The following is a 12,365-nucleotide window of genomic DNA, read 5'->3' as shown; positions in this document are numbered from 1 at the left end:
GGCGCGGCCACCACGCCCCCGTACCGGCCGAGTGCGGCGGGCTGCCCGATCCGTTCGCGCTGCTGGAGACCGTCCGCCGGGTGCGGGCCGAGGGCGGGGTGCCGCGCATCCTGCTGCTGTCCGTCGCCGACGACCCGACCGGCACCGTGGCCCCGCCCGAGCTGCTGCACGAGGTGTGCGAGGCGGCGGTGGCCGAGGGGCTGCTGATCGTGAGCGACGAAACATGGCGGGACACGGTGCACCATCCGCACGGAACGGTGCTGCTGAGCCCCGCCGAGATGGCACCTGAGGACGTGGTCGTGCTCACCGATCTCGCGGGCGCCTTCACCCCGGCGGGCTGGCCCGCCGCGGTGGCCCGGTTCCCGGCGACCGAGCGCGGCGCGGAGCTGCGCGCACGGGTGCTGTCCACGCTCACCGCCGTACGGGGCGGGCTGCCCGCGCCCGTGTCGGTGGCCGCCGCGTACGCGCTCACCGAGCCCGAGCCGGTCCGCGGCCGGATGACCGCCGCGGCCCGCGCCCACGGGGCGGTGGCGGCCGCCGCGTACCGGGCGCTGACCTCCGTCGGCGCGCTCTGCCGCCCGCCGCAGGCCGGGCGCCACCTGTACGCGGACCTCGACGAGCTGCGCGGGGTGCTCGCCGCCCGCTCCCTCACCGATTCGGTGGAGCTGGAGCGCGAACTGGCCGGGCGGCTCGGCCCTGCGGTGGCCGGCGGCCACCGGTTCGGCGATCCGCCGCACACCCTGCGGGTCCGGCTGGCGACGCTGCCGCTGCTCGGGGCGTCGGACGAGCTGCGGCTCGCCGCGCTGGCCGCCCCGGATCCGCTGGAACTTCCGCATGTGGCAGAGGAGTTGGCCGCCTTCGAGACGGCCTTCCGCGACCTCGTCCGGACCGAGGGGCCGTAAGCCGTGACCGGCCGATCGTGTAAGCGGTCGCGTACGCGACCGCGAAGGGAGCGCACCGCATGACCGACCAGGCCGAACCCACCGAAGCGGGCGAGGGCCGCGGCACCTCCCGGTTGCCGCTCCCGGACCGGGCGCGTTCGTCCCTCGACGCGCCGCCGCCGCTGTCCGCCCCGCGCCCGCTCGGCGAGGTCCGCACCTGGCCGCGGTCGTATCACCACCGGCTCACCTCCCCGCTGCCCGGGGTGCGCGCCCTCGCCCGGCTGGCCCGCGAGGGGCGGCTGCGGCCGCCGGTGGACACGCTGCGCCAGATCCCGGACCTGCCCTTCGCGCCCGGTCCGCTGCCGCCGACCGGACCCGCGCAGACGGCGCTGACCTGGGCCGGGCATGCGAGTTGGGTGCTGCGGATCGGCGGGCTCACCGTGCTCACCGACCCGGTCTGGTCCCGCCGGATCCTCGGCACCCCGGCCCGGGTCACCCCGCCCGGGGTGCGCTGGGAGGATCTGCCGCCCGTCGACGCGGTGGTCATCAGCCACAACCACTACGACCACCTCGACGCGCCCACCCTCAAGCGGCTGTTCCGCGCCACGCCGCTGTTCGTCCCGGCCGGTCTTGCCGGGTGGTTCCGGGCCCGCCGGTTCACCCGGGTGACCGAGCTGGACTGGTGGGAGGCGGCCGAACTGCCGGGCGCGGGCGGCCCGGTCCGCTTCGACTTCGTCCCCGCGCACCACTGGAGCAAGCGCACCCTGACCGACACCTGCCGCTCGCTGTGGGGCGGATGGGTCGTCACCGCGCCCGACGGGCAGCGGGTGTACTTCGCGGGCGACACCGGCTACGGCCACTGGTTCCGCGAGATCGGCCACCGCTACCCGGGCATCGATCTGGCGCTGCTGCCGATCGGCGCGTACGACCCGCGCTGGATGCTCCGCCCGGTGCACACCGATCCCGACGAGGCCGTCCGGGCGTATCAGGACCTCGGGGCGCGGGCACTGGTCCCCATGCACTGGTCGACGTTCCTGCTCTCCGCCGAACCGCCGCTGGAGCCCCTGCACCGGGTCCGCGCCGCCTTCGAGGCGACGGGCCGTCCCCGCGAGGAGCTGTGGGACCTGCCGGTCGGCGGCTCCCGGGTACTGGAGTAGGGGCGTACGTAACAAGGCGGGGCATAAGTGGCGAGTGGTGAAAGTCGCTCATAACTTCCTGTTCATGCGCACACTCAAGCTTCGCTACCTCGCGGGCCTCACGGCCGCCCTCGCCATCGAACTCACCCAGCTGCCGGGCGCCCACGCCGCCCCGGCCCCCACCGTGCACACCGTCAAGCCCGGCCAGTCGATCCAGGCCGCGGTGAAGGCGGCCCGGCCCGGCGACACCATCCAGCTGCGGGCCGGTGTCTACCGGGAGAACGTGCAGATCACCAAGGACCGGCTGACCCTGCGCGGCGTGGGCCGCACGACCGTCCTCACCGCGCCCGACAAGGCGTCGGCCAACGCCTGCGGCAAGGCCGGACACGGCGTCTGCGTCACCGGTACGGCCCAGCGCCGCGTCAAGAATGTCCACATCCGCTCGCTGACCGTCACCGGCTTCCCCAAGAACGGCATCTGGGGCTCCCGCACCGTCCGGATGGACGTACGCAACACCCTCGCCGAGAAGAACGGCCAGCAGGGCATCGGCCAGCAGCTGTCCACCCGCGGGGTCTTCGTCCGCAACGTCTCCCGCAACAACAAGGAGTCGGGCATCTTCCTGGCGAACACGGTCGACGCCGAGGGCGGCGCCACCGACGCCAAGGGCACCCGGGTCGCCGAGAACCGGCTGAGCGGCAACCGGATCGGCGTCGTGGTGCGCCGGCTGCGGAACCTGACCGTCGAGCAGAACACCGTCACCGGCAACTGCGGCGGGGTGTTCGTCGTGGGCGACGAGTCGAAGCCGCGCGCCGGGGACCTGACGGTGGCCCACAACGCCGTCCAGGGGAACAACGCCTACTGCGCGCCCAACGCCCGGCTGCCGTTCATCCAGGGCGCGGGCATCGTGCTCACCGGCACCGAGACCACCCGGGTGACCGGCAACCAGGTGCACGACAACGTCGGCACCTCGCCCATGTCCGGCGGCATCGTGCTGTTCAAGTCCGTCGTCGGCGTCGCGAACAGCAAGAACGCCATCAGCCGCAATGTGCTCACCGGCAACAAGCCCGCCGATGTGGCCGACCGCGACAAGGGCCCCGGCAACACCTTCACGGGCAACGTCTGCACCCTGTCCGTGCCCACCGGCCGGTGCTGAGATGACCACCACCGCCCCCCCGGCCCCTGACAGCACGGCCGCGCCTCAGGCGGCCATGCAGCTGCGGGAGATCGCCTTCGGCGCCGCCCGGGCCGCCGCCGTACGCGCCGCCGCCCGGCTGCGCGTCGCCGACGCCCTGGGGGAGCAGCCCACCTCCATCGGCGAACTCGCCGCCACGGTGGACGCCGAACCCGACCCGCTGCGCCGTCTGCTGCGGGCCCTGGCCTGCTGCGGGATCTTCGCCGAGACCGACGACGGCCGCTTCGTCCACACCGACATGTCCCGGCTGCTGCGCGAGGACGCCCCGCGCAGCCTGCGGTACATCTCCCTGTGGTGCACCGAGCCCTGGACCTGGGAGGCCTGGCCGCGGCTCGACCGGGCGGTGCGCACCGGCGGCATCGTCTTCGACGACATCTTCGGCAAGGACTTCTTCTCGTACCTCCACGAGGACGCGCCCGAGTCGGCCGAGGTCTTCGACCGGGCGATGACCACCTCCAGCCGCCAGTCCGCGGCCGATGTCGCGGCCTTCATCGACCTCGACGGCATCAAGGAGGTCGCCGACATCGGCGGCGGCCAGGGCCATGTGCTGGCCAGCCTCCTGGAGAAGCGCCCCGATCTGCGCGGCACCCTGCTGGACCTGCCGAAGGTGGTGGCGGGCGCCGATCCGCGGCTGCGGGACGGCGGCGCGCTGGCGGACCGGGCCACGCTGGTGCCGGGCGACTGCCGCCGGGAGATCCCGGTCCAGGCCGACCTGTACATCATCAAGAACATCCTGGAATGGAACGACGAGAACACCCGCCGCACGCTCGCCAATGTGGTCGCGGCCGCGCGGCCGGGCGCCCGGGTCCTCGTCATCGAGAACCTCATCGACAACAGCCGCTCCTCGTTCACCACGGCCATGGACCTGTTCCTGCTGCTCAACGTGGGCGGCCGCAAGCACACCACGGACAGCCTGGTGGCGCGGATGACCGAGGCCGGGCTGAACGTCACCGAGAGCCGTCCCGTCAACTCGTATCTGCACGCCATCGACAGCACGGTGCCCGGCTAGCCGCCGGGGTAACGCGACGAAGGTGCCCGCGCAGTGCGCGGGCACCATCTTGTTACGGCGGGGGCTGCTCAGGCCCAGCGGAACGAGGTGAGGTGGGCGAACGCCACCACGTTCGCCGTGTAGTCCTTCGCGGTGTGGTCGTACGCACCGCCACAGGTGATCACGCGCAGCTGGGCGTCGTTGGTGTCCCCGTAGACCTGCTGGTCCGGGAAGTCCTTCTTCTTGTACGTCTGCACCTTGTCGACGACGAACGTGGCGAGGATGCCGTCGCCGCGGGTGACGGTCACCTTGCTGCCCGCCTTCAGGGTGTTGAGCATGGAGAACACCGCGGGGCCGGTCTTGGTGTCCACGTGTCCGGCCACGATGGCGTTGCCGCGCTCACCGGGGGAGGGACCGGCCTTGTACCAGCCGACGAGGTTGTTGTCGGTGTCGGGCGGCGGGACCAGGGTTCCCTGGCGGTCGAGCGACAGCGCGGTGAACGGGGCGCTCACGCCGATCGAGGGGATGTCCAGCCGGTTCGGGGTCGACCGCGGCAGCGCGGGCCCGGGCCGGGACGCGGGCTTGGCCGCCGGAGCCTGGGGCTCGGACTCCTCCGGGGGCACCTCCGCCGTCTCCGGCTGCGAAATCCGCCTCGGAGGGACGCGGTGGCCGCGGGCGTGGCCGGTGCCACCGAGGAGGACTGGGAGGCCGCGTCGCCGAGTTGTAGATCAGGAAGACACCGATGAGAGACGCCGCCGCGGCCCATCGGAGCGTGCGGGTGTTGCTGTCAGTACCGCCCTGCTTGTCCTGTCTGCCCATGCGGGTGTTCGCCTTTCTCACAGCGACCGTCCGTGGCGCTGCCGTGGCACCTCCGCCGAAGCGAGCGGTGGTGCCACGGCAGCACGGGGTGAATCAGAAGCGTCAGGCTCAGATCGCGGTGCCGGACGGCTTGCGGCGACGCAGGGCGTAGGCGCCGGCGCCGAGACCACCGAGGAGCAGAACCGAACCGGCGGCCATGCCGCTGCCCGTGGTGGCCATGCCGCCACCACCGGTGTGGACGCCACCCTTCGGCTTCTCGTGGCTCTTCCAGGACCCGCCGTCCCAGTCGCCCTTCTTGCCCGACCAGTCGTGCTCTTCCTTGGGGTCCTCTTCCTTGCCCTTGCTCGGGTCGCTGGACCAGTCGTGCTCCCGCGGGTCCTCGTCCTTGCCCTTGCTGGGGTCGCTGGACCAGTCGTGGTGCTCGCGGGGGTCCTCGTCCTTGCCCTTCGGCTCTTCCTTCCCGTGCTCTTCCTTCGGGTCCTTGTCCTTGTCCTTCCAGGAGCTGCCGCTCTGACCGTAGCCGTCCTCGGAGGACTCCTGGCTGCTCGAGTACCCGCCGTGACCGCCCGGGTCCGAGACGTCGGCAGCGAACGCGGCGGCGGGGGCGCCCAGGGTCAGGGTGGCGGCAATCGCCGCCCCGGCGAAGAGTGCGCGAGTAGATCGCATGAGTCATTCCTTCCGGCACCGGCGCGATGACTGACTATTTGCCAGACAAAGGGATCGCGTCGGCGTCTTAACCACCGTCAGCGAAGAGTGGCCCGGCTGCCACCCGACGCGGCCAGCAAATCTGACGGATGTAAGCCCTCCGGGTGGAGTTCTGACCGTGGATCACTCTTTTGCCGCGCGAACGGGCTGATGGTTATTCATCTGATTGGCCGACAGGATTTCTGGGGCGCGGTCAGAGGGTCCGCCGGACGGTTTCCCCGAAAACGCCGGAACCGGCTTCCGCGTATGCGGCAGCCGGTTCGAAAACAGCCCGTTCGACGAGTGCGCCCGACGGCGGGCCGGGCCCTCGCCCGGCCCGTCCCCTAGCACTCCCAGCGGTAGAACTCCCTCGCCATGGCGTCCTTCGGCTCGCGCCAGGTCGCCGGGTCGTAGGCCTGTACGTACGCCGAGAGGCGTTCGCTGATGGCGCGGAACTCCGGATGTCCTGCCACCCGTGCGACTTCGGGCCCCGGCGGCTTGTCGGCCTCGATCAGATGCAGATACACATCGCCGAACTGGAAGAGACTCCGGCCCCGTACGCCAATGAGATGCGGCAGTTCGCCATTGCGGTCCGACTCGTCGAAAACGGCAGCTATGTTCTGCGCCGCATTCTCCTTCATCCGGGCCACGATCAGTTCGCGATGCATTTCCTCACGCCTCCACCCGCGCGCGGGCGCGCTGCTCGATCTTGTCCCGGATCAGCTCCATCTGGATTTTGGAGTTTCGGTTGATGTGCTCGGTCATTCCGGCGTCGTCGACCGGTGCGTCCGGCTTCATCTCGAAGTCCTGGGTCCAGCGCATACGGGTGCCCTCGGGCTCCTCCTCGTACTCCCAGCGGATGTTCATGAAGGCGAAGGGCCCGGTCTCCACCCGGCGCGCCCAGACGGTCCGCACATCGCGGGCCGTCTCGCGCTCGGAGACCCAGCTCCAGACCTTGCCGTTCTCGTCGGGGTGCATGGTCAGCCGGAAGGTGACGGTGTCCCCGTTCCGCTGGAGCACCTCGATCGACGCGTACTCGCTGAAGAGGTTCGGCCAGTTCTCCAGGTCGTTCGTCATGTCCCAGACGAGGTCCAGGGGCGCCTTGATGAGGATCTCGTTGTCGGTGTGGCCGGTCATCTCATGCTCCCGTCGTGAGTGAGGTGTTGACGACGTCGAGGAAGTCGCCGGGCGTCTTGGAGCTCTCGGCGCCGGGCTCGACCGGGGTGCCGTACTGGTTCTCCAGCTCGCCGACGATCGCGAGCAGGCCGAGCGAGTCCAGCCCGTACTCCTCGAACGTGGAGTCCGGCCGGGTGCGCATCAGCTCCGGGTCGACGGTCAGTCCGGCGCAGCGCTTCATGAGCGAGGCCAGGTCGCTGTAGGACAGTTGACTGGGCATCACATATCTCCTTCCGGGCCGCGGAGCACGAGCGCCGCGTTGCAACCCATGAGCCCCCGGCTGAGCACCAGCGCGGTCCGCGCCCCGCAGGCGCGGGAACTGCCGGTGACGAGGTCGAGGTCATGGCATACGTCGGTGACGTACGGGGTGGGCGGTACGACGCGGTGTTCCATGGCGAGCACCGCGGACGCCACGTCCAGGACCGGGGCCGCGCAGTACGCCCGGCCGAAACCGGTCTTGGGGGCGGTCACCGGCACCCGGGTGCCATGGGCGCCGAGCGCGTCGGCGATGGCCAGGGCCTCGGCGCGGTCCGCCTCCGGGGTGCCGAGGGCGTCAGCGAACACCACGTCGATCTCCTCCGGGGCGCATTCGGCCTCGTCCAGCGCCACACGGATGGCCTGCGCGAGCCCCTCCCGGGACCGCTCCCACATCGACGGGCCGGTGAAGGTGGCGCCGTGACCGAGGATCCGGCCGCGGACCCGCGCCCCGCGGCGCAGCGCCGCGCCCTCCTCCTCGACGATGAGCATTGCCCCGCCCTCGCCCGGCGCGAAGCCGCAGGCGTCGGCGGTGAACGGCAGATAGGCCCGGCCCGCGTCCCGGGCCAGGCTCATCTCCTCGTACCCCAGCTGGCAGACCACCGAGTACGGGGCGAGCGGCGCCTCGGCGGCGCCCACCACGATCGCGTCCGCCCCGTGCCGGATCGACCGGCAGGCATGCGCGAGCGCGTCCAGGCCGCCCGCCTCGTCGTTCGCGACCACCCCGCACGGGCCCTTGAACCCGCCGCGGATGGAGATCTGGCCGGTGCTGGCCGCGTAGAACCAGGCGATGGACTGGTACGGGCCCACATAGCGCGGCCCCTTGCCCCACAGCTGCTGGAGTTCGCGCTGGCCGAACTCGCCGCCGCCGGAGCCGGACGCGGTCACCACGCCCACCGCGTACGGCGACATGTCCTTGCGCGGCAGCCTCGCGTCGTCCAGGGCCAGCTCGGCCGCGGTCATCGCGAAGTGGGTGAAGCGGTCGGTCTGGACGAGATACCGCTCCTCGACCACCGACCCCGGTTCGAAGCCGCGGACCTGGCCCGCGATCCGCAGCGGGGAGTCCTCGCAGCCCTCGCGGGTGAGCCGGTCGAGGAAGGTGATCCCCTCCCGTACGCCCTTCCAGAAGGCGTCCGTCCCCACGCCGTTGGGCGCCACGATCCCCATTCCGGTGATCGCCGCGCCCCGGATGTGCTTCCTTGCTCTGCTGGTCGTCTCTACGGTGGCGTTCATGACGCACCCCCATGACTGAGCACGACCGCGGACTGGAAGCCGCCGAACCCGCTGCCCACCGAGAGCACATGGCGCAGCGGCAGGGAGCGGGCGGTGCGCGGCACATAGTCCAGATCGCACTCGGGATCGGGATTCTCGTAGTTGGCCGTGGGCGGGACCACGCCGTGCGCGAGGGCCAGGGTGCAGGCCACGATCTCGATGGCCCCGATGGCGCCCAGCGAATGCCCCACCATGGATTTGATCGAACTCATCGGCGTCCGGTACGCGTGATCGCCCAGCGAACGCTTGACGGCGGCCGTCTCGTGGCGGTCGTTCTGCTGGGTGCCGGAGCCGTGCGCGTTGACGTAGTCGATGTCGGAGCTGTTGACGCGGGCGTGCCCGAGGGCGTGGTCGATGGCCTCGGACATCTCCAGGCCCTCCCGGGTCAGTCCGGTCATGTGGTACGCGTTGCCGTAGGTGGCGAACCCCCTGATCTCGCAGTAGATCCGGGCGCCGCGGGCGCGCGCGTGCTCCAGCTCCTCCAGGATCAGCACGGCGGCGCCCTCGCCCAGCACGAAACCGTCGCGGCGCGCGTCGAACGGCCGCGACGCGTGCTCGGGGTCGTCGTTGTTGGCCGAGGTCGCCTTGATCGCGTCGAAACAGGCCACCGTGATGGGGGAGATGGGGGAGTCCGCCGCGCCCGCGATGCACACGTCGGCCCGGTTCTCCTCGATCGCCTGGAAGCCGTACCCGATCGCGTCCAGACCCGAGGTGCACCCGGTCGAGACGGTCTGCACCGGCCCCTGCGCCCCGATCAGCTCCGCCACCCCGGAGGCCAGCGCGCTGGGCGAGAACGCCCGGTGCAGATGCGGCCCGGCCCGCCGGTGGTCCACGTTCCACGACTCGCCCTTGTTGCTGACCTCGACGTAGTCGTGTTCCAGCCGGGTGGTGCCACCGACCGCCGTGCCCAGCGACACCCCCGTACGCCACTGCTCGCCGCCGGTCTCCAGACCCGCGTCCCGTACGGCCTCCCGGGAGGCCGCCAGCGCGAACTGCACGTACCGGTCGGAGCGTTCGACCTGCTCCGTGGTCAGCCCGGCGGCCACCGGATCGAAGTCGCATTCGGCGGCGATCCGCGAGCGGAAGCCCGCGGGGTCGAAGAGCGTGATGCCGCGCGTCGCCGTGCGCCCGGCGGTGAGCATGTCCCAGAAGGCCGGAACACCCACGCCCCCCGGTGCGACCACGCCGAGCCCGGTGATCGCCACCCGTCGCGTCACGATGACGCCTCGGCAGGTTCGGTGGCCTCCGTGTCCACGTGCCCCAGCTCGGGACGGGGAGCCAGCGGGCCCAGATGGAAGACCATCCGGGCCTCGGTGTCGCCGACGTTGCGGAAGCGGTGCCGCATGTCGCGGGGGATCAGCAGGCCCTGGTCGGGGCGCAGTTGGTGCGCGGTCCCGTCCAGGTCCACCTCCAGGTCGCCGCAGACGACGAACACGAACTCCTCGGAGTACGGGTGGTAGTGCTCACCGATGCGCTCACCCGGTCGCATGAGGGCCAGGCCCATGAAGCCGCTGGTGGCGCCCACCGTGCTCGGGGTGAGCATGGCGCGCAGATCGCCGCCGCGCCGCGTGTTGTGAGCGACGTCGGCGAGGTCGACGATGTGGGGGGACTGCGTGGTCATGATCGGTGCCTCCGGACATGGAACGTGACATGGGGGACGTAAAGGGCGTGAAAGCCGCAAAGAAGGGGGGAATGTCAGTAGTCCGCCGCCCGGCGGTCGGTGACCGGCTCCATGTCGCAGTCCGCGAGGAAGCGCCGCAGTCCGTCCTCGTGGGACAGATCCCGGTCCGGGCCGCGCTCGATGAGGCGGCTCAGCACGGCCGCGGCACGCTTGCCGCCGACACCGACCGACAGGGCGGGGTCCTGGTCCAGCGGCGCCCGCATGTCGATCATCCGGACGACGAGGTCCTCGTGCTGGAAAATGGTGCTGCTCACCAGGGGCGTCGTACCGCCGTTCATCGCCAGTTCGTCCTGGCGGGCCAGCAGCCGGGACACGGCCGTGCCGGACCCCTCCCGCACCGGGTAGCACAGGGCGTGCCGCCGCAGCGGTCCGGCGGGCGCGCTGCCGTTCGCCCCGTTGACCGCCGTCAGGTGGTGTACCACCGGAAGCGCCGCCCGGTAGAAGAACTCCCGCGCCGCATCCGGGTCGTCCAGGTCGCGCGGCTCCTCCAGATACGGATTGACGGCCGCCTCCACCGCACGCACCTCGGGCTGCCGCGACACATGGCGCAGCGCCGCCACCAGGTCGCCCTTGACCTCGACGGCCCGGACCACGCGGTTGCCGGTCATGAACAGCGACGTCCGGCACAGCCGGGTGGTGTCGTCCACCCGCGTCTCCATCGGGGCGTAGTCGGCCAGGATCGCCGCCACGTCCTTCTCGGAACCGGGCTTCACCGTGAACGTCAGGCCGTGCCGGACCAGTCCGTCGCCGATCCGCGGCGCGGCCTGGAGCCGGCCCCGGGCCGCCGTCGTCCCCCGGACCCGCTTGTCGGTCTCCCGCAGGATGCCGAACCGCAGCGACCGGGTGTCCTCCACGCAGCCGTGCATGGGCTTGACCATCTCCCGGTGCGCCTCGCTGTCCACCCAGGCCAGGAAGGGCGGGGCGCTCTCCCACTCGCTGGTGATCAGCCACTTGGAAGGGTCCTCGATCGACTGGCACAACTGGTCGCTGAGGTGCCCCGGAACCGAGGCCACCTGCTGGCACAGCTCGTCGTACGCACGCAGAAAACGCTCCTCGGCACCGCTGCGCACATCCAGCAGCAGCACCACGCGCAGCCGCGAATCGGCGAGTGAGGACTGCGAGGACCGCGTGGTCATGGTTGGTGTCGTGGTGGGCTGTGGAGTCTGGGGCAGGGTGCTCATTTTCCACTCCTCCTAGGGGGATGCGTCCTTCGTTGGATGCGCCGCCCGTCAGACCGATCGTGGGGCGCTCCCACGTATGGCGCGAGATTTGTGAGCCATCTGAGGGAACGCCTGGTCAGAGCCCCGAACGGGCCTGGAAACACCGGGCATAGCAGCAAGATGAATCGTCTTGCCGAGACTGCTGAACGCGTCCCCGTCCTCATCGCGGGCGGCTCCCTGGTGGGCCTGTCCGCCTCACTGTTCCTGGGCCGTCTGGAGATCGGCCACCTGCTCGTCGAGAAGCATCCGCGGACCTCTCACCACCCGCGCGGACGCGGGAACAACATCCGCACGATGGAGCTGTACCGCACCGCCGGAGTGGAGTCCGCGATCCGTGAGGCGGCCGCCGTCCTGGCCGACAACCACGGCATCATGCAGACCCCGTCGCTCGCCGGAGAGGAGCACAACTGGCTCTTCCGGGACATCGACCCGGGCGGCAAAGCCGCCCGCATCAGCCCCTCCGCCTGGTGTCTGTGCAGCCAGAACGACCTCGAACCCGTCCTCCTCAAAGCCGCCCAGGACCTCGGCGGCGACCTCCGCTTCGGCACCGAGCTGCTCTCCTTCGAGCAGGACGCCGACGGGGTCACCGCCGTCATCCTGGACCGCCGCACCGAGGCCCGCTCCACCGTCCGGGCCGACTACCTCATCGCCGCCGACGGCCCCCGCAGCCCGGTCCGCGAGGCGCTCGGCATCGGCCAGAGCGGACACGGCGAGCTGTTCCACAACGTGTCCATCACCTTCCGCGCCAAGCGGCTCGCCGACGTGGTCGGCGACCGCCGCTTCATCGCGTGCTACCTCACCAACCCCGAGGCCGACGGCGCGCTCCTGCCCGTCGACAACCAGGAGCAGTGGGTCTTCCACGCCCCCTGGCACCCCGAGCGCGGCGAAGCCCTGGAGGAGTTCACCGACGAACGCTGCGCCCAGCACATCCGCACCGCCATCGGCATGCCCGACCTGGAGGTCGAGATCACCGGAAAGGCGCCCTGGCACGCGGCCGAGCGGGTGGCCGACACCTACGGCTTCGGCCGGGTCTTCCTCGCCGGGGACTCCGCCCACGAGAT

General features: G+C 71.3%; 14 protein-coding genes. 5 read left to right on the top strand and 9 right to left on the bottom strand.

The genetic code is table 11. The features are described 5' to 3' along the window. From SSOG_RS10210 to SSOG_RS10195, 4 genes are all read left to right on the top strand, one after another. Positions 1-902: aminotransferase class I/II-fold pyridoxal phosphate-dependent enzyme (locus SSOG_RS10210; RefSeq protein WP_009714133.1), on the top strand; the 902-nt coding region annotated here is incomplete at its 5' end. Between the two features lie 59 nt (positions 903-961). Further along, complete coding sequence (locus tag SSOG_RS10205) at positions 962-2,038, top strand: MBL fold metallo-hydrolase (protein WP_009714132.1); 1,077 nt, start codon at positions 962-964, stop codon at positions 2,036-2,038. A 64-nt stretch (positions 2,039-2,102) separates the two neighbouring features. Continuing rightward, positions 2,103-3,170 (top strand): right-handed parallel beta-helix repeat-containing protein, encoded by a 1,068-nt coding sequence (locus SSOG_RS10200; protein WP_009714131.1) that lies wholly within the window; start codon positions 2,103-2,105, stop codon positions 3,168-3,170. Position 3,171: 1 nt separating this feature from the next. Beyond that, positions 3,172-4,218: a methyltransferase gene (locus tag SSOG_RS10195; protein WP_039937100.1), complete on the top strand. Its 1,047-nt coding sequence runs from the start codon at positions 3,172-3,174 to the stop codon at positions 4,216-4,218. A gap of 68 nt (positions 4,219-4,286) precedes the next feature. Here the strand turns inward: SSOG_RS10195 and SSOG_RS10190 are convergent, their stop codons facing one another. The 9 genes from SSOG_RS10190 to SSOG_RS10150 form a co-directional block, all read right to left on the bottom strand. Continuing rightward, positions 4,287-4,820, bottom strand: a complete 534-nt coding sequence (locus SSOG_RS10190; protein ID WP_009714129.1) for a class F sortase — start codon at positions 4,818-4,820, stop codon at positions 4,287-4,289. Positions 4,821-5,124: 304 nt separating this feature from the next. After that, the gene (locus SSOG_RS10185) at positions 5,125-5,682 is read right to left on the bottom strand and encodes a hypothetical protein (RefSeq protein WP_009714128.1); all 558 of its coding nucleotides are present in this window, start codon (positions 5,680-5,682) and stop codon (positions 5,125-5,127) included. 362 nt (positions 5,683-6,044) lie between these two features. After that, on the bottom strand, positions 6,045-6,368 hold the full coding sequence (locus SSOG_RS10180) for a TcmI family type II polyketide cyclase (RefSeq protein WP_009714127.1): 324 nt from the start codon (positions 6,366-6,368) through the stop codon (positions 6,045-6,047). Positions 6,369-6,372: 4 nt separating this feature from the next. Continuing rightward, positions 6,373-6,837: an SRPBCC family protein gene (locus tag SSOG_RS10175; RefSeq protein ID WP_009714126.1), complete on the bottom strand. Its 465-nt coding sequence runs from the start codon at positions 6,835-6,837 to the stop codon at positions 6,373-6,375. A gap of 1 nt (position 6,838) precedes the next feature. Then, positions 6,839-7,096 carry an acyl carrier protein gene (locus tag SSOG_RS10170; protein WP_009714125.1) on the bottom strand — a complete coding sequence of 86 codons (258 nt, stop codon included), beginning with the start codon at positions 7,094-7,096 and terminating at the stop codon, positions 6,839-6,841. Continuing rightward, complete coding sequence (locus tag SSOG_RS10165) at positions 7,096-8,364, bottom strand: ketosynthase chain-length factor (protein ID WP_009714124.1); 1,269 nt, start codon at positions 8,362-8,364, stop codon at positions 7,096-7,098. Before SSOG_RS10165 ends, SSOG_RS10170 begins: the two co-directional genes overlap by 1 nt. Next, a complete protein-coding gene (locus SSOG_RS10160; protein WP_009714123.1) occupies positions 8,361-9,620 on the bottom strand; it encodes a beta-ketoacyl-[acyl-carrier-protein] synthase family protein in 1,260 nt (419 codons plus the stop codon). The genes SSOG_RS10165 and SSOG_RS10160 overlap by 4 nt, the downstream gene beginning before the upstream one ends. Beyond that, on the bottom strand, positions 9,617-10,024 hold the full coding sequence (locus tag SSOG_RS10155; RefSeq protein WP_009714122.1) for a cupin domain-containing protein: 408 nt from the start codon (positions 10,022-10,024) through the stop codon (positions 9,617-9,619). Before SSOG_RS10155 ends, SSOG_RS10160 begins: the two co-directional genes overlap by 4 nt. 74 nt (positions 10,025-10,098) lie before the next feature. Next, positions 10,099-11,220, bottom strand: coding sequence for a SchA/CurD-like domain-containing protein (locus SSOG_RS10150; protein WP_009714121.1), 1,122 nt, complete (start codon positions 11,218-11,220; stop codon positions 10,099-10,101). Between the two features lie 204 nt (positions 11,221-11,424). On the opposite strand from SSOG_RS10150, the gene SSOG_RS10145 reads away from it, so the two are divergent. Then, on the top strand, positions 11,425-12,365 hold a 941-nt coding region (locus SSOG_RS10145), incomplete at its 3' end, for an FAD-dependent monooxygenase (RefSeq protein WP_039937095.1).

It is taken from the genome of Streptomyces himastatinicus ATCC 53653, from assembly GCF_000158915.1.
GTDB lineage: Bacteria > Actinomycetota > Actinomycetes > Streptomycetales > Streptomycetaceae > Streptomyces > Streptomyces himastatinicus.
The sequence above is the reverse complement of the archived record's forward strand: the minus strand, read 5'-3'. Positions and strand labels throughout refer to the sequence as shown.